Annotated in this window: 8 protein-coding genes; 7 read left to right on the plus strand and 1 reads right to left on the minus strand. The window is 57.6% G+C overall.

The genetic code is table 11. From position 1 onward, the window contains the following. Nucleotides 1–122 precede the first annotated feature (122 nt). From XX99_RS09420 to XX99_RS09450, 7 genes are all read left to right on the plus strand, one after another. Nucleotides 123–1,262 (plus strand): CPBP family intramembrane glutamic endopeptidase, encoded by a 1,140-nt coding sequence (locus XX99_RS09420; protein ID WP_082125411.1) that lies wholly within the window; start codon nucleotides 123–125, stop codon nucleotides 1,260–1,262. Nucleotides 1,263–1,817: 555 nt separating this feature from the next. Then, nucleotides 1,818–4,274, plus strand: a complete 2,457-nt coding sequence (locus tag XX99_RS09425) for an alpha-galactosidase D (protein WP_231581217.1) — start codon at nucleotides 1,818–1,820, stop codon at nucleotides 4,272–4,274. A gap of 34 nt (nucleotides 4,275–4,308) precedes the next feature. Next, on the plus strand, nucleotides 4,309–5,523 hold the full coding sequence (gene galK / locus XX99_RS09430) for a galactokinase (protein WP_050059092.1): 1,215 nt from the start codon (nucleotides 4,309–4,311) through the stop codon (nucleotides 5,521–5,523). Between the two features lie 331 nt (nucleotides 5,524–5,854). Beyond that, nucleotides 5,855–9,271 carry a DUF5107 domain-containing protein gene (locus tag XX99_RS09435; RefSeq protein ID WP_050059093.1) on the plus strand — a complete coding sequence of 1,139 codons (3,417 nt, stop codon included), beginning with the start codon at nucleotides 5,855–5,857 and terminating at the stop codon, nucleotides 9,269–9,271. A gap of 4 nt (nucleotides 9,272–9,275) precedes the next feature. Then, complete coding sequence (locus XX99_RS09440; RefSeq protein ID WP_050059094.1) at nucleotides 9,276–10,712, plus strand: sugar porter family MFS transporter; 1,437 nt, start codon at nucleotides 9,276–9,278, stop codon at nucleotides 10,710–10,712. Between the two features lie 389 nt (nucleotides 10,713–11,101). Then, entirely contained in the window at nucleotides 11,102–14,620 is a 3,519-nt protein-coding gene (locus XX99_RS09445; RefSeq protein ID WP_082125413.1) for a TonB-dependent receptor, read from the plus strand. A 180-nt stretch (nucleotides 14,621–14,800) separates the two neighbouring features. Continuing rightward, the gene (locus XX99_RS09450; protein WP_050059096.1) at nucleotides 14,801–16,810 is read left to right on the plus strand and encodes a glycoside hydrolase family 97 protein; all 2,010 of its coding nucleotides are present in this window, start codon (nucleotides 14,801–14,803) and stop codon (nucleotides 16,808–16,810) included. A gap of 40 nt (nucleotides 16,811–16,850) precedes the next feature. Here the strand turns inward: XX99_RS09450 and XX99_RS09455 are convergent, their stop codons facing one another. Next, nucleotides 16,851–17,984: a LacI family DNA-binding transcriptional regulator gene (locus tag XX99_RS09455; protein WP_231581218.1), complete on the minus strand. Its 1,134-nt coding sequence runs from the start codon at nucleotides 17,982–17,984 to the stop codon at nucleotides 16,851–16,853. Nucleotides 17,985–18,082 lie beyond the last annotated feature (98 nt).

Below are 18,082 nucleotides of genomic sequence, written 5' to 3' on the forward strand. Positions count from 1 at the left end.
ATAGTCTAAGACTATCTCGCCCGTTTTGCATTGAGAGCAGGGCTACCGAAAACCAAGAGCTATCCATAAGTAGAATTCATTGGCGAACGATTGCCTGGCCTGGATCTCAGAGCAATCGATGCATGACGCGATCAAGTCGCGGACGTTTTCTTCGCCGGCTGTTTAATATCCTGATTATTTCTTTTGAGCGGGAATATTGCGCGAGCTCAGTTGTCTCATGCGTGCCGGTCATTGTGGACCTATCACTACGTCATATTTCGGTATCAACAAATCAAAAACGAAGAATAGAGGAAACAGGAATGGGTGGAAAGTCTTGGAACGCTCTGCAGAAGCTATTTCTCGACAAAGATGGATTGCGAGGAATCTGGGCAGCGCTCCTCTTCTATGCGGCGGTGACTTGGATGGTGAAGCTCTGCTCGGGCTTGGTACACCTCGCCCCCATCATGCACCTGATACATTCCTGGTCGGGAATGGGCGGCTTGACACCCCATTACCTCTTTGTCCTCGAACTGCCGCGCGCCGTTGGCGCCCTTGTGGTGACCGCGTTTATCGCGAGGCTGCAAAGGCGCCGATGGACATCCTACGGTTTTGATTACGGTCCCGGATCGAGAGAGACCAAATTTCGCGCTCTTAAAAACCTTGCCTATGGTTCTGTTTGCGGCTTTGCATGCCTTACTGCATTGATACTTCTATTGAAGGCCTTCCATGCCATTTCTTTTGATGGCCTCCTCTTGGGATTCGGAGCAGCTGTCCGCTATGGAGCTTTATGGGCGTGCGCGAATCTTTTAGTAGGCGTCTTTGAAGAGACAACGACACGTGGTTGTCTCGTGGTCACGCTAGGCCAGCCACTCAGTTACTGGGGTGCATCCGTGATCGCAGCCCTCTGGTTTGCCCAATTACATAGCGCAAACGCTGGTGAGAACGTTCTGGGGTTAATCCAGGTGGCAGTATTCTCGCTGCTAGCGTCGTGGAGCTTTTATCGCACCGGCACACTCTTCTGGGCAATCGGTTTTCACGCATTCTGGAATTGGACTCAGATATTTTTGTTCGGGACAATTGGAAGCGGAGTTTCCTTCAAGGATGGTCTGATGTCGAGTCATGCTGTTGGCAACCCTCTGCTGAGCGGAGGAGGGGCAGGACCGGAAGGCAGCATCCTGGTGCTGCCCGTCTTTGCCGTCGCGGCGCTGATGGTATTTGCCATGAAGCCGGGGCGAGTGATGATGCAGAGGGTTGCGGACCGAGAGCCCGTACAAGGTGCATGAATTAAACAGAAATGCGTGTTGAACTCATGCGCGGGGCTCATTCTAAGAGCCCATCCGGAAGTAAGAAAATAGAAGGTCCGAGAAAATTCAAAAATCGGATCCGTCGGTATCTCCGGCGAGCGGTCCGTGAGGGCTTCGATCGGCCAAAATTTGATATTTGCCGCGTTAATGGAGTTTCTCCGCGTCCTGTGCCGTCATCCCGCTTCGAACCCTGGAATAACCTGGCCTCAAACCTTTCTCAACGTCGATCTGCCTATCAGCCTTATTCCGGAGTGTTCCTGAGCTTTTGCAAAAGTTCTTGACAACCTCGATTTTCATGTGAAACCTTCTTTTGCGGTAACGTAAACGATTTGAGCTTCTGTTCCTTTCAGCGAAAGTTGATGAATGTCGTTTCGTGTACCTACACACCGAAATTACATTTCAGCGGAAATAGTTCATTTCGTTCAGCGATGTTTCGAGTCGCCAGGAGAGGTCATGAGAGTAAGAGTCGTTTGTCTTCCGGATTCTGAGATGTGTTCACCGCTCGCCCAGCCGCGGGCCAATCGGCGCCGCAGCATGAAGCTTCTTTCCGGCATGGCGCTTCTGGGCCTCGCGACAGTCGTCGCAAGCGCGCAGACACCGGGAATTGCCGAAACGCCTTACCTGGGATGGACGAGCTTCAGCCAGCAGACCATAGACAGCAGCTTCCTGACGCAGGCCAATATCTCCGTCCAGTCGGATGCGCTGCTCGCATCCGGACTGCAGCCGCACGGCTTCACCTACATCAACATCGATTCCGGCTGGCAGGGCAGCTTCGATGCGAATGGACGGCCCATCCCCAGCACGACGACCTTTCCCGATATCGCCGCGCTCGTCGCGCATATCCACGCCAATGGCCAGAAGGCCGGTATCTACTGGATTCCGGGAGTCGAGTATCCCGCGGTCGTTGCCAATTCTCCAATCCTTGGAACGCCGTACCACATTCAGGACATCCTGCAGGTTCCATACACCGCCGGCAATGCCTTCGGCGCGGCAGGAACCTCGCCCTATCACTACAAGATCGATTTCACGAAGCCGGGCGCGCAGGAGTACATGAACTCCGTAGTGAACCTGTTCGCATCGTGGGGATTCGACGCGATCAAGCTCGACGCTGTAACGCCGGGCTCCTACAGCGACGATCTATCGATCGACAACCGTGCCGATGTTGCCGCGTGGGCAAGTGCCATCGCACAAAGCGGTCGCCCCATCTGGTTCACCATCTCCTGGGCATTGGATCAGGACTACCTCAGCACCTGGCAACAGTATGCTAACGCGCGCAGGATCGACGGCGACATCGATTGTGAAGGCAACTGCTCCACCATCACCGATTGGGCGATGGCCTCGTGGCGTTTTTACGACCTTGTGGGATGGCAGAACGCTGCGGGGTTCACGGTGGGATGGAACGATCTGGACTCGCTCGAGGTAATGAACAGCACCACCTCCGGCCTGAGCGATGTGGAGCGCCAATCGATCACGACGCTATGGGCGATGGCCAATGCGCCCATGTACCTGGGCGGCGATCTGACCACACTTGACGCCTTTGGCAAACAGATTCTAAGCAACGACGAGGTGCTCGCGGTCAATCAATCCGCTCATCCGGCGAAGCAGGCATTGGGAGGCAACACTCCGGTCTGGGTCTCCGATCTTGGCGATGGCAGCTACTATGTCGCGGTCTTCAATCTTGACGCGCTGCCGGCGCGAGTCGCTTTTCCCTGGAGCAGCCTGGGCTTTGCTCGTGCGCCGCGGGTCCGCGACCTGTGGAACCACATCGAGCTGGGCAGCTACGATCGCGGCTTCAGCACCACAATCCTCGGCCATGGCGTGCAGCTGTTGAAGGTGGAAGGGAACGGATCGATCAACCCTCCGGAGTCGCAGAGCTATGAGGCAGAGACGGCCACGTTGAGTGGGACTGCTGTAGTCGCGGCCTGCCCCGCCTGCTCGGGAGGAGAGAAGGTCGGCGGTCTTGCCCTGGGAGCGAATAATACGGTCACGTTTAACAACGTCAGCGTGCAGCGCACGGGCGTGTACCAGATGCAGATCGATTCGATGACGCAAGGGCCGCGGTCTTTGATCTACAAGGTCAACGGCGGTCCGCTGATCACGCTGAACACCGGTGGCGGCAGCTTCTTCCTGCCATCGAGCACAACCGTTCCGGTCGCATTGCATGCCGGAATCAACAGCATTCAATTCGGCAACCCCACCAGTTATCCGCCGGATATGGATCGCATCGTCATCAGCGGCGACGGTTCCGGTGCTCCTCGCCTTCCCGACGCAACCACCTATGAAGCGGAGAACGCGACGCTGGCGGGAACGGTAACTCCTCCCTACTGCGAGTACTGTTCAGGCGCTGGAGAGGCAGGGAACATTGGAGGCGGCGCCGGCAACACTGTCACCTTCGCGAACGTCAATGTTCCAACGGCCGGGACCTACATGATGGAAGTCGACTACCTCACGAGTGGTCCGCGTTCCTTCTTCATGTCCGTCAATGGCGGCGCCAACACCGAGCTTGACCTGAATGGAAGCAGCTTCAGCTTGCCAACCAGCACGGTCATCCCCGTTAACCTCCAGGCAGGATCGAACACGATTCAGTTCGGTAACGATACCGGTTATGCGCCCGCGCTGGATCGTATCGCCATCGCTCCTCCCCTCGAGTCCGCGGCCCTGAGCGGCGCGATTGTCCGCAAATCCGGAGGAGCTGGGTTGCGTGTCTGGACGATCTCGCTCAGCAATGCCGGACCAGGGCGCGCAATTCGGCCCAAGATCAACACCTTCTCTCTCACCCAGACGTCGGGAGCCGGCGCATGCCATCCCAAGGTGATCGGAGCTCTGCCTCTGAAGTCAGGAGATATCGCTCCCGGAGGCCATGGAGACATTACGGTTCCCATCGATTTTTCGAGATGCTCTGCAGCAGCAAAATTCAACGTGGGACTGGTCTTCTCGTCGAACAACGGCGCGGATATCGGCAACCTCGTCGTGAGCAGTCAATCACGTTAAGAACAACAGCTTGGTCCAAAAAATAGGAGTTTGCATGGTTCGCGTACTTGAAGACACGTTGCGTTCGCATGCGCAGCGTTTTGGACAGGAGGGCCGGGGCTACATTGCTCCGGCCCGTGTCAATCTGATCGGCGAGCATACCGACTACACGGGCGGACTCGTCATGCCGATGGCCATCGGGTTTCAGACGGCGGGTGTAATCAGCGCCAGGACCGACGGCCGTGCAGTCTTTTATTCAGCAAACTTCGACGAGGAGGTCGCGATCGAGATTGCTTCTCTGGGCCGCCAGCCGCGCGGACACTGGAGCGATTATCCTGCCGGTGTGCTGTGGTCTCTTCTGCTGGAGGGAGTGGCTATCGAAGGCTTCAGCATGAGCCTTGCCGGAGATGTTCCTCTCGGCGCGGGGCTGAGTTCCTCAGCGTCAGTCGAGGTTGCGACAGCAATGGCGTTGCTTGGGCACGCGGGAGCGTCGCTGCCGTTGGAGCGACTGGCTAAGGGCTGCAGGCGCGCGGAGAATGAGTACGTCGGCGCCAAGAGCGGCATCATGGACCCGTTTGTGGTGGCGGGCGCAGTCAAGCACAGGGCAATGCTGTTGGATTGCAGATCGCTGCAATTCGATCTGCTGCCGCTGCCGGAAAGCATTCGCGTGGTGGTGTGCAACTCGATGGTCAAGCATGCCGTGGCGACTGGAGAGTATGGCGACCGTCGAGACGAGGTAGAGGCAGGGCAGGCCGTTTTGCGTGATCGCCTCGGCATTCAACTCCTGCGAGACTCCACGTTGGCGAACCTCGAAGCATGTCGCGAAGAGATGACGACCGCGAGCTTTGCCCGTTGCCGGCACATTCTCACCGAGAATGCCCGCGTGATCGCTGCACGCGAAGCCCTATTACAGGCGGATATGATCCGCTTCGGTTCGCTGATGGTCGAGGCGCACGCCAGCATGCGCGATGACTTCGCGGCCAGTTGTCCGGAGGTGGATACGTTGGTTGAGATCGCAATCGATCAGACGGAATGTTTCGGCGCTCGCATGACCGGCGGCGGCTTCGGCGGCTGCACTGTCAATATCGTTCAAGCCGAGAACGCAGAGCAATTTGTGTCGGCATTGCGTCGAGAGTATGCGACCAGGACGGGAATCGAGGCAGACTGTTTCGTGTGCGAACCATCAGACGGAGCTTTCGCTCTGGCCGGGCAGGAGCGAGCAATAAACTCTTTGGAGCATGAGAATCGTAGCGTCGGTTCCATCGGCTAAGAGTGCGGCTGGGGCAGGGAAATAGCCCCAGCCCCACGCGATGAAATAGCCAAGGGCTTCAGGCCATCGTGTACGAACACGATAAGTCAATTTCGAAGATTGATATAGCCGCTGCGTCCTGTCATTGCCACGCATTCAAGCACTGCCTCAATTGCCCAAAATGACCCGCGCGCGGGTGCCCGTTTCATGGCAATTCGCTATCTGATGCATTCATTCTTGACAATGCCGTGTTCGCTGCCTAAAGTTTCACTTGCGGTAACGTAAACGTTAATCGCCGCGTTTAAAATCGCGATGTGCCGGAACCACCGGCTTGATATCGAGGAAATGGGATATGACAGAGCAGCACTCGGATCGCAGCAACCGCGCCGACGGCGGTGGAGAGGAAACTCCAAAGTTGGAGCTTCCTCCCGCTCCGCATTCGGAGGCCGGTTCAGTCAAGGCTTGGGAAGAGCCGGTGACGATGCGGACCTATATGCCGGCGGCCCCGGATCCGAACCCCATGTTTCTGGAAAAGCGGGTCTATCAGGGCAGCAGCGGGCGCGTCTATCCACTGCCGGTCATCGATCGCGTGGATACAGAAGGCCGTCGGCATCAGTGGAAGGCTGTTCATATCGAAAATGAGTTTATCCGGCTAATGATCCTGCCCGAGATCGGCGGACGGATTCACGTAGGCTACGACAAGCGGAATGGCTACGACTTCTTCTATCGCCAGAATGTGATCAAGCCTGCGCTGGTCGGCCTTGCCGGGCCATGGATATCGGGCGGGGTCGAGTTTAACTGGCCGCAGCATCATCGCCCGGCGACCTTCATGCCCGTGGAAACGACGATCGAACGGGATCCCGACGGATCGGTGACGATCTGGTGCAGTGACCACGACCCGATGGCGCGTATGAAGGGAATGCATGGTCTCTGTCTGCATCCCGGCAAGGCTTCTCTCGAACTGAAGGTCCGCCTCTATAACCGGACGCAGGACACTCAGACCTTTCTTTGGTGGGCCAACGTTGCGACGCGCGTCCACGAGCGCTACCAATCTTTTTTCCCGAAGGATGTTCGCTTCGTCGCTGACCATGCCAAGCGTGCAGTGACGGAATTTCCTCTCAGCCTGGGAACTTATTACGGTATCGATTATGGGCAGCGGGCACTGAATGGCGTCCCGGAGGACGAGAAGCCTACCCACTTTGTTCCGGATGGCTCGTATCCTCCTAACGACTTGAGTTGGTATGCGAACATACCTGTCCCGACCAGTTACATGGTGGCGAATTCCAAGGAAGATTTCGCAGGCGGCTACGATCATGCGGCCGAGGCGGGAATGGTCCACGTGGCCAACCATCATATTGCGCCGGGCAAGAAGCAATGGACCTGGGGAAATCATGAGTTTGGCTACGCATGGGATCGCAGCCTGACCGACTCCGATGGGCCTTACATCGAGCTGATGGCCGGCGTCTATACCGATAACCAGCCAGACTTCTCTTTTCTCGCTCCAGGAGAGACAAAGACCTTCAGCCAGTTCTGGTATCCGATCCTGCAGATCGGCGTGCCCGATCTTGCAAACACCGATGCTGCGGTTCGTCTTGAGAAATCCGCAGGGAAGGTGACGGTGCATCTTCTCGTCACTCGCGAATTTCCTGATGCTGCCCTTACTCTAAAGTTCAAAGGTCAGGAAGCAACAGTGTGGCGCGGCTCGCTCACTCCCGAGACGCCGCTGCATGAAGAGTTCCCGGCTGATAGCGACGAGCTCGAGCTGTCGCTCACCGAAGAGAATGACGGCGAGGTCATCCTCCGTTACGCTCCGTCGGAGATAGTTGCCGCTCCGAGTCCTGACGTTGCCACCGAACCCGGGCTGCCCGAGACGATTCAGTCAAGCGATGAGCTCTACCTCATCGGTCTTCATCTGGAGCAATACCGGCATGCGACGCGGGATCCGCAGCCGTACTGGCTCGAAGCTGTTCGCAGAGATGCTGGTGACTATCGCTCGAACCATGCGCTGGGACGCTGGCATCTGAGAAGAGGCGAGTTTGTCGCAGCCGAACGCTACCTTCGGACTGCCATCGCCAGGCTCACCGAGCGCAATCCCAATCCCTACGATGGCGAGCCCCACTACAATCGGGGACTGACGCTGCACTACCAGGGAAGAACGGCCGAGGCCTACGAAGCGTTCTATAAATCCACATGGAACGCCGCCTGGCGCGGACCAGCCTATCATCGTCTGGCCGAGATCGACTGCAGCCGCCGCCAGTGGACGAAAGCGCTCGATCATCTCGAACGTTCTCTCCGAGCGGAAACGGACAATCTGAATGCACGCAATCTCCAGTCGATGATTCTGGCGCGGACAGGCAGGGAAGCCGAAGCCGCGGCTTCGATCGAGAAGACCCGCATCCTTGACCCGCTCGATATCTGGAGTAGATTTCTCGCCAATGGCGCGGTGCCGCGCGATGGCCAGCAGCGCCTCGATCTTGGACTCGATCTGCTGCGATGCAATTTTCTGGACGATGCCATCGCGGTTCTCTCAGCGGATGTGCCGGAGAAGCAGGATGGATCGAAGGCGATGTTGCTGTACGCGCTCGCCCGCGCCTATGTCTTATCCGGGCGAGATGCAGAAAGCGCGAAAACATATCGCCTCGCTGCAGATGCCGACACCGCCTACGTCTTTCCCCATCGCCTCGAGGATCTGATTCTTCTTGAAGCCGCGATTGCGCAGAATCCCTCCGATGCTCGCGCACCGTATTATCTCGGCAACCTGCTCTACGACAAACGCCGCCATGAAGCTGCCATCGCGATGTGGGAAAGGGCTACGGAGCTCGATCCCGATCTGCCTACAGCCTGGCGCAATCTCGGTTTTGCTTATTACAACGTTCGCCGGGACGAAAAGAAGGCGCACGCAGCATTTGCCAAGGCGCGAACCCTCGCACCGGACGATGCCCGCATTGTGTACGAGCACGACCAGCTATTGAAGCGCACCGGCGCAAGTCCCGAGCATCGTCTCGCCGCACTCAGGCAGGTTCTTGAGCTGGTGGCTTCGCGCGATGACCTCTCCGTGGAACTGGCTTCGCTCTACAACCAGGTCGGAAAACCCGAGGATGCCATCACCGTTCTGCTTTCGCGCCGCTTTCAACCCTGGGAGGGCGGGGAGGGGCTGGTGCTCTCGCAGTACGTGCGAGCGAACCTGCTGCTCGGCCAAAAGGCGCTGCTGGAAAAAGCACCTGAGACCGCGATTCAGAGGTTCGGAGCCGCGTGGAATCTGCCTGAAAGCATCAGTGAGGCGAAGCATCTGCTGATGAACCTGAGCATGATCGATTACTGGCTGGGCGTTGCGTACGCCGCAGCCCAGGACGACGTTCAGGCCGCACGGCACTGGGAGCGGGCTGCACAGCATCGCGGCGACTTTCAGCAGATGCAGGTTCGCTCCATCTCGGACATCACATACTGGAGCGCGCAAGCCCTCGTCCGGCTTGGACGAACTCGAGAAGCAGAGCAGATGTTTCAGGAAATCTACGATTACTCCCTGGAACTGGAGCAGGAGACGCCGAAGATCGATTACTTCGCAACGTCTCTGCCAACAATGCTGCTCTTTGAAGAAGATCTCATTTTGCGTCAGGAGATCACCGCGAAGTTCCTTCGCGCACAGGCGCTGCTCGGGCTAGGACGGTCGTCGGAGGGTGAAGCTTTGCTCACGGAAGTGCGGCATCTCGATGCAAATCATTCCGGTGCCGCGGATTTGTTGACAGTCATCGAAACGGCAGTAGGCTAGGCGAATGCACATTACTTCCTATCCCTCCACGAGCGACGGCACGGCACCGAAGGCGCAGAACACCGCCTACGTCTGGATGATCGCGCTGATCGCGGCGATGGGTGGATTGCTGTTCGGCTACGACTGGGTAGTCATTGGGGGAGCGCGCCAGTTCTACGAGGCCTACTTCCAGCTCACCTCCGCACAATTGATTGGATGGGCCAACAGCTGCGCGCTGGTTGGCTGCTTCGCCGGCTCACTCCTGGCTGGATATGCAGGCGAACGCTTCGGACGCCGGCGCGTCCTGTTCCTCTCCGCGGTTCTATTCGCCGTTTCATCCGGGCTCACGGGCTGGTCATATTCGTTCTCCGCATTTGTCTTCTGGCGAATCGTGGGTGGCATTGCCATCGGTCTCAGCTCCAACATCTCCCCGCTTTACATCGCAGAGATCAGTCCGGCTTCGGTTCGCGGCCGCCTCGTCAGCCTGAACCAGTTCGCAATCGTCGTCGGCATTCTGCTGGCGCAGATCGCAAACTGGCAGATCGCGCGGCCCATCCCCGAACACATTGCGGCACTAGACTTTCTACATACCTGGAACGCGCAATACGGCTGGCGTTGGATGTTCTGTGCGGTTGTCGCTCCCGCGATCGTCTTCACGGTTTCGTCGCTCTTCATCCCTGAGAGTCCGCGGTGGCTGCTCTCGAAAGGGAAAGACGATGCGGCGAGCGAGGTTCTCACCCGCGTTGGAGGGCACTTCTATGCAGTCGCGGAAGTCGCCAATATCAGGAAGACTTTGTTGATCGAGGCGCAGAGCCAGGCATCATGGAAGGATCTCTGGCTGCCGGGAATACGCCGGGTGCTGCTGATCGGTGTGACCCTCGCCGTGCTCCAGCAATGGACGGGAATCAACATCCTCTTCAACTATGCGGCGGAGGTCTACCGAAGCGCTGGATATGGAGAGAACGACATCCTGCTCAACATCGTCATCACCGGCGCCATCAATCTGATCTTCACCATCATCGCCATGTTGATCGTCGACAGGGTGGGCCGCCGTCCCATGATGCTCTTCGGATGTTTGGGCATAGGTGTCTCGCATCTCTTGTCCGGGCTGGCTTATCGCGCGAACTGGCACGGCAGCGCCGTCCTGCTTCTGACCCTGGGAGCGATTGCCTGCTACGCTCTCACGCTCGCGCCGGTCACATGGGTTTTGATCGCGGAGATCTTCCCCAACCGGGTTCGCTCGCAGGCGGTCTCTGTGTCTGTCAGCGCATTATGGGTCGCATCATTCATCCTTACCTATACCTTCCCGGCGATCGATAAAGCGCTGGGAAGCTCCGGTACGTTTCTAGGCTACGGAGCCATCTGCATGCTCGGTGCCCTCTTCGTCTACGCCTATGTGCCCGAGACCAAAGGCCGCACGCTCGAAGAGATCGAGGCAAGGGTGCTTTTCCCAGGACGATAAGACCGGAAGCGCGGCCGTAGCGATGGGCATCCGTGGAGTGAGCTGGCCTGTCGTCTTCCCCCGTCCAGATGATCGGTCCGCATATGGGGCCCCCACTATCTGGAAATAGGCAGGATGCTCGACGCTCGATCCGTGTAAATAGAGCAACGTACACGCAAGAAGATGAACATCGAGCCGGTCCGCATAAATGCTGCTTGAAACGCCATCAATGACGCGCAAATAATTCCTATTGACAGTGCTTCTATCGAGGGAATACGGTGTCTTCCGGTAACGTACACTATCGCTTTCGGTAGCTGGTTCCGGTTGCGAGTGGTGTTGATGTTTGTTCTGGAGAGGCCAAGAACTGTGAGAAAAAAAGAAAAGAGATCGTTAGGTAGAGAGGGCACGAGATGACCAGAAGTATGTACCGGAAGTTATTTCCTCGAATTGGATTTCATTCGCTGTTGCTGTTGTGCCTGTTCAGTCTGACGCTATGCAGTAACCGCGCCGGCGCCCAGGTGGACCAGGGCGCCATTACCGGCACCGTTCAGGATCGTACCGGTGCAGTGGTACCGGGTGCCCAGGTCACGGTGACAAATATCGATACCGGACTGGTCCTGCAGGGGATCTCGAACGGGAGCGGCGTCTACGTCTTCTCGCCGCTCAAGATCGGAAACTACAAGCTGAGCGCGTCGGCGAAGGGATTTGAAACGACCGTCCAGGAGAACCTTCACCTCGATGCCGAGCAGAGACTAAACGTCGTCGTATCGCTCAATCCCGGCGCTGTGTCGGAGACGGTCACGGTGAACGACGCTCCGCCGCTGCTCGAGTCGCAGACCAGCTCCGTGGCACAAGTCATCAGCAGCGAGACCATCAACAACACGCCGCTGAACGGCCGCAACTTCATTTACATCGCTCAGCTGACCGCTGGCGTTGCGCCACCGTTCGGCAATACGCGCGGCAGCGGATCGGGAGACTTCGTTGCCAACGGACAGCGTGCCGAGCAGAACAATTTCATCCTGGATGGCGTGGACAACAATACGAACCTGGTCGATTTCTTGAACGGTTCCAGCTATATCTTCCGCCCTCCACCGGATGCGTTGTCGGAGTTCAGCCTGCAGACGAGCAACTTCAGCGCGGAATTCGGTCACTCGGCCGGCGCTGTGTTGAGCGCCAGCATCAAGTCCGGCACCAACCAGATCCACGGCAGCGTGTGGGAATATGTTCGCAACACCGATCTGGATGCGAGGAACTGGAATGCGCTTACCACTCCGCCGTACCACGAGAACCAGTTCGGAGCCACGTTTGGTTTCCCGATCATCAGGAACAAGCTCTTCTACTTCGGAGATACAGAAGCCAATCGTATCGCCTTCAGCAATCCAGGAACGTACAGCGTACCCACAGCGTTGATGCGGCAGGGTAACTTTTCCGAATTGCTCAATGCGAACCTCAACGGCCAGAGCGTTCAGCTCTATCAGCCGAATTCGGGTGGCGGCGCCGCCAATAAGCTCGTCTGCAACGGCCAGAACAACGTCTTCTGTCAGAACCAGATCGATCCGATCGCGCTCAACATCCTGAAGCTTTATCCCAACGCAAATGCGAACAACGGCAAGACGTACAACAACTACGTGGTCAACACGCCGACGCACAACAATACCTACCAATGGGACCAGCGCCTGGACTGGAATGTCAGCGCACAAGATCAGGCTTATGCCCGCTACAGCTATGTGCACCAGATCACTGTGAATGGTCTTCCACTCGGCAATCCCCTGGATGGCAGCGGCTACGGCGGAGAGAACGATGTCAATCTTGCGCAAAACTTCGTGGGCAGCGAGACGCATATCTTCACTCCGACCCTGAGCAATGAGTTCCGCTTCAGCTTCAACGCTGGCCGGTTCTCCTTCTTGCAGCCGAATGCCAACACAGACCTTTCGCCCACACTGGGGCTCGGCGGCGTTCCCTTCACACCCAACGAGGGCGGCCTCCCTCTGGTCGCGGTTTATGGCATCGCCAACTGGGGTTCGCAGGGAACATCCAACGAATCGCAAAATGTCTATCAGATTCTGGACAACGTATCGAAGACCCTCGGCAATCATTCGCTGAAAGCCGGAGTTTCTTTCCAGGCGATCCGGTTCTTTTACCGGTACGCACCCTCGAATCTCGGAAATTACTACTTCACCGGCCTCTACACCAGCGATCCTGCGGTGAGCGTGACAACTGGCTCGGGCATCGCAGATTTCCTCGCCGATCAGATGAACACCGGCGCGATCTCGAGCGCTCCTAACGTCAACGATGCGCAGTGGTACGATGCGGCCTATTTCCAGGATGACTGGAAGCTCACACCCCGGCTCACTCTTAATCTCGGCGTGCGGTATGACTACTACGAGCCCTTCAAGGAAAACTCCGGCAGCCAGGAGAATTTCCTTCCCGGCTCACTGGGCATCGGTACGGGCACGGGAACGGTGATCTTCCCGAAGAAAATCGAAAACACATTGAACCTCGGCAGCATATATCCGGGAATTCTGGCGAAGGATGGCATCGGAATCCAGTACGTCGGCAACGAACGCCTCACCAGCGGTCAGCTCTACAACTTTGCTCCGCGTATCGGTGTCGCCTGGCAGGCAGATCCGCTCACGGTGATCCGTGCCGGCTACGGCATCTTCTACGGAGGACTGGAAAGCAACGGCGGCACCAACATTGGCGATAACTTCCCCTTCCGCGGCCAGATCAACATCAATCCCAAGTCATGCTCACTCGGCAACTGTCCGTCGAATGGCGTCACGCTCGAGAGCGGCCTGGCGGCTTATCTCGGCAACGGAATTCTCAACGCCGTCAACACACCAGGCTTCCACGCTGTCGACAGCGAGATCAAAACGCCGTACACCATGAACTACAACCTGTCGCTGCAGCGCCAGATCACTTCGAACCTGGCGGCCACCATCAGCTATGTGGGCAACGAGTCGCGTCACCTGGGTACATATATAGATCCCAATGCGGTGCGCGCTCTTTATCCTGCTGGAACGAGCACGCAGCAATTTCAACCCTTCCCCGACCTAGGCGGGATCGGAACCATCCACTATGGCGGTGTGAGCACATACAACTCGCTGCAGGCTAAGGCAGAGAAGCGTGCTTCACATGGGTTGAGCTTCCTCACCACCTACACCTGGGCGCATGCGTTCGATGACACAGGTTCGGCCGGCGGCCTCTCATCCGGCATCGGAGACCGGCAGCGCGCTCTCATTCCCATCATCGACGAGTTGACGAACTCAACTTACGACGTTCGCAATCGCTTCACGCTCAACGGCAACTACGCGCTGCCGTTCGGCAGAGGCCGCGCTTATCTGAATCACTCCGCCTGGGCTGATGAAGTAGTAGGCGGATGGTCGTCAAGTCTGACGTGGGTCGCACAGACCGGAACCCCCTTCACCGTCTACGCCAATAACACCGGCGCGGCAGGCGCGACCGACACCAGAAGAGCCAACCTCGTCGGATCAGCGTTCGGTAGCGGAGGAACTCCCGATCCATCGAACACTGCATTGAGCGCCACTGATTGCCCGGCCCAGGTGAGGAACAAGACGAACTGGTACAACCCCTGTGCCTTTGCCAATCCTCTCTCCGGCAGCTTGATCACCACTCCGGTAACCGATACCGCGACTGCGATTCAATACCTGGGCGGGAAGTCGAACCAGATCTACGGACCCGGCTACTACGGCATCAACATGTCGCTCTTCAAAAACTTCGCAACATGGCGCGAACAGTACCTCCAGTTCCGCGCCGATGCCTTCAACGTTCTGAATCATCCGACGCTAGCCAATCCCTCCACGAACACCAATAGTGCAAACGGTGGAGAGATTACCGGGCCGAAGACTTTCCAGAACAACACACCCGATGCTCGCTTCTTCCAGCTATCGCTGAAGTACGAGTTCTAACCCGTGGGCTCTGAGCTCCGCGCGGGCTCCGAGTTCATGGCAAAGTTCAACCAGTAGTTTCTGGGGTGAGAGCCGCTGCAGCGATGCCGTGGCCCTCACCCTCATCTGGCATCTATCGGTCATTCCATTCTCTTCTTTGATTCGCTGTTTACGGCCTACCTGAGGAAAGGTTGTTTTCTTATGTCCTGCTGTTCTCCGGCCAAATTTCTGACCTTGGTTGCTCTCACAGTCGGTGCTTGCAGTGGAGCGTTCGCCCAATCGGCTCCGGTCTCTCTCAGCTCACCCGATCAACGCCTCGTCGTGAAGTTCGAAACCATCGCCGGCAAAGAAAATACCGGATCAGGAGGTAAGCTGACCTATTCGGTGACCTTTCGCGGCAAGCAGCTGCTCGATCCATCGGCGCTCGCGCTTGAACTCGAGGGCCAGCCCGCTCTAGGTTCGGACGTACAAATAGTCGAGAGCACGCCGGGAAAGGGAAGCGATGAGTACACGTTGCTCGCCGGAAAGGTAAGCAAGGTAAGCGATGCCTACAACAGCCTGCAGCTGCGCGCTGTCGAGAGCAAGGAGCCGAAGCGCACGCTCATCATCGAAGCCCGCGCCTACAACGACGCCATCGCCTTTCGCTATGTTCTGCCCGAGCAGGACGCGATCAAAGAGGTGAGACTGAAGCAGGAGGATACGGAGTTCCGTATCAGCACCGACGCAACCACCTGGGCACTGGCTCTTCCCAACTATCGCAGCAGCTATGAGAGCGAGTATGTGAAGCTGCCGATTACTGCGTTCAGCAACCAGGGCGGTGTGTCGAGCAACTTCCTGATCGGTATGCCTCTGCTGATGCACTCGCCGGGAACAGCATGGATGACGCTCACCGAGGCCGATCTCGAAGGCAATCCTGGGATGTACGTGACGAACCCCTCCGGAAATTGGGCGGGGCACTATTTTGTTTCGAAGCTCTCTCCGCGAATTGACGATCAGAACCTGGCGCTCAAGACGACCCTGCCTCATCACAGCGCGTGGCGCGTGCTTCTGGTGGCCGATGAGCCGGGCAGGCTCATGGAGTCTACGGTCATCACCGATCTGAATCCGGCCAATCGAGTTCAGGACACGAGCTGGATTCATCCCGGAAAGGCCTCCTGGAACTGGTGGGCAGGTGACGTCGGCCCCGACGGCAAAGCTGCGTACACCACCAAGAACATGGAGTATTACGTCGACTTCGCTGCGGAGTCCGGCTTCCCGTATATGCTCCTCGATGCCGGGTGGGCGGATGGTCGCGACATCACCAAGCTGCGCGGCAATGTCGATGTCCCAGAGCTGGTCCGTTATGCTGCCGCGAAGCATGTCAAGGTTTGGATCTGGCTCTATTCGACCCCGGTGATGGAGCAGATGAAGGAAGCCTTTCCGGTCTTCGAGCAGTGGGGCGTCGCAGGCGTGAAGATCGACTTCATCAATCGTGATGACCAGGATGGCATCAAGTTCTACTATGATGTGGCCCGCGAAGCCGCGGATCACCATCTGATGGTGGACTTTCATGGCGCGAGCAAGCCTTGGGGCATCGAGCGCACCTACCCGAATGTGCTTAGCTACGAAGCCGTCCTCGGCGCAGAGAACAGCAAAGTAGCGCGCCGGGATAGCCCGGTCGATCGCTCCGTCTTTCCCTTCACGCGTATGGTGGCTGGTCCGCTCGACTACACCCCCGGAGGCTTTAACAACGTCACCGAAGACGAGTTCATCGGACGCGATGTGAGCCCGATGCTCATGGGTACGCGGGCGCAGCAGCTCGCCCTCTATGTGGTCTTCCAGACTCCGTTTCAGATGGTGTCGGACAGTCCTCAGGCGTATGCGAATCAACCTGCGTTCCAGTTCATTCGCGACGTTCCCGCGTCATGGGACAGCATGCATGTTCTCAACGGCGAGCCCGGCGAATTCGTGACCATCGCCCGCAGTCACGGGAGCGAATGGTATCTGGGCAGCATGACCAACTGGACTCCGCGCGAGCTTCATGTGCCGCTCAGCTTCCTTGGCGCCGGCCGCTATACGGCGGAGATCTACGAAGATGCACCGGACGCCGGCATTCATCCCAAGAATGTCACCATACGAAAGCAGAGCGTGAGCAAGGGTGAAACGCTCACCTTGCACCTGGCCGCCGGCGGAGGATGTGCGATCCGCTTTGTACCGCAAAACGGCAGGTAGAACGAGGCTGTAAGCCAGGGCGGCGACTAGCCGCCCAAGTTCAGAATGGTTCCGAACCCGCAAGACCGTGAACGCGGTCGGAGAACAGAGAGAGGTTGCTGCGAAAGATAATATGCGGTGCGAGGCGCGTCATGGGAAGGGTCTTCTTCTCTTCAACCAAATAGGTGATGAGGCTTTCAAAGGCGACCTTTCCTTGTGTGAAGGGGCGCTGATAAAGAGTCGCGAGAATTTGCCCGCTCTCGATCAACGGCACCAGCTCCTGAAAGAGGTCGGTCGTCACCACTTGAATCTTGCCCAGCAGCCCTTGCTCCGAGAGAGCCTTCAGAACAGGCACGCTGTTCGCGGTGCTGATGTAAAGGCCCTGAGGCTTGTTCTCTCCCTGAAGCAAGGCCAACGTCTGCCGGTACGCTTCCTTGGGGCGCTCGTGAGATTCGATTGCAGGAAGCAGGCTGAGATGAGGGGCAAGAGTCGCCAGTGTGGCCGCGAATCCGCGCAGCTTCTCGGCATGATCGAGCGTTGCGAGCTCGCCGGTGATGGTGGCGACGTGCGCTTTGCGGTTGAGTTTCAGTGCCAGAAGCTCCGCAGCCAGCGCGCCGCTCGAATACGCATGCGTGGATACCAGGCCGATGCGAGCACTGCTGGGCGCATCGCTGGCCACGCAGAACATCGCCGTCCCTCGCTCCGTCAAACGGTGAATGATGGAATCGAGCTTGCGCGGGTTTCCCGGCGTGAAGACGATGCCATCATTGTTCTCCTTCAGGCGCGCTTCAAGCGCCTCCGCATCTCCGTAGCCGAGGCGAGGATATTCGTGAAAGGTAAGTTTGACGTTCAGGCCGACCGAGGAGGAAGCCGCAGATTGAATACCCTCCCGCAACGGATCGAAGAAGTGAGAGATCTGCTTGGGCAGAACGACGGCTATTTCGATTCGGCGATTGAGCTTCAGGGCCTGGGCGGCAAGGTTGGGACGATATCCCAGCTTGTCGGCCATCTGTTGGACCTTCGCCTTGGTTTTAAGGCTGATTCCTTTGCGGTCGTGCAACGCTCGATCCACAGTTCCGATCGAGATGCCGAGCGCCTTGGCGATCTCTTTGATGCCTGCGGTTTTTGGTGTGCTATTCATAGGTTTGGCAGCGACGAATTCCATGTTACGGCGATTCTCTACAGACTGAGCCATCTTTATCGACTCAATGTATGCCGAGCCTATCGAGAGTACCTAAGCCAGTCAATCCTGAATGCTCCTCCCGTTAGACGTTTTGATACCTGCTTCCGTTC

Source organism: Silvibacterium bohemicum (assembly GCF_001006305.1).
Taxonomy (GTDB): Bacteria; Acidobacteriota; Terriglobia; order Terriglobales; family Acidobacteriaceae; genus Silvibacterium; species Silvibacterium bohemicum.

Excerpts from the sequence above, each read along its gene's own strand:
- XX99_RS09450 (WP_050059096.1), top strand. The coding sequence starts at position 14,801 with ATGTCCTGCTGTTCTCCGGCCAAATTTCTGACCTTGGTTGCTCTCACA.
- XX99_RS09455 (WP_231581218.1), bottom strand. The coding sequence starts at position 17,984 with ATGGCTCAGTCTGTAGAGAATCGCCGTAACATGGAATTCGTCGCTGCC.
- galK (WP_050059092.1), top strand. The coding sequence starts at position 4,309 with ATGGTTCGCGTACTTGAAGACACGTTGCGTTCGCATGCGCAGCGTTTT.
- XX99_RS09440 (WP_050059094.1), top strand. The coding sequence starts at position 9,276 with ATGCACATTACTTCCTATCCCTCCACGAGCGACGGCACGGCACCGAAG.
- XX99_RS09425 (WP_231581217.1), top strand. The coding sequence starts at position 1,818 with ATGAAGCTTCTTTCCGGCATGGCGCTTCTGGGCCTCGCGACAGTCGTC.
- XX99_RS09420 (WP_082125411.1), top strand. The coding sequence starts at position 123 with ATGACGCGATCAAGTCGCGGACGTTTTCTTCGCCGGCTGTTTAATATC.
- XX99_RS09435 (WP_050059093.1), top strand. The coding sequence starts at position 5,855 with ATGACAGAGCAGCACTCGGATCGCAGCAACCGCGCCGACGGCGGTGGA.
- XX99_RS09445 (WP_082125413.1), top strand. The coding sequence starts at position 11,102 with ATGACCAGAAGTATGTACCGGAAGTTATTTCCTCGAATTGGATTTCAT.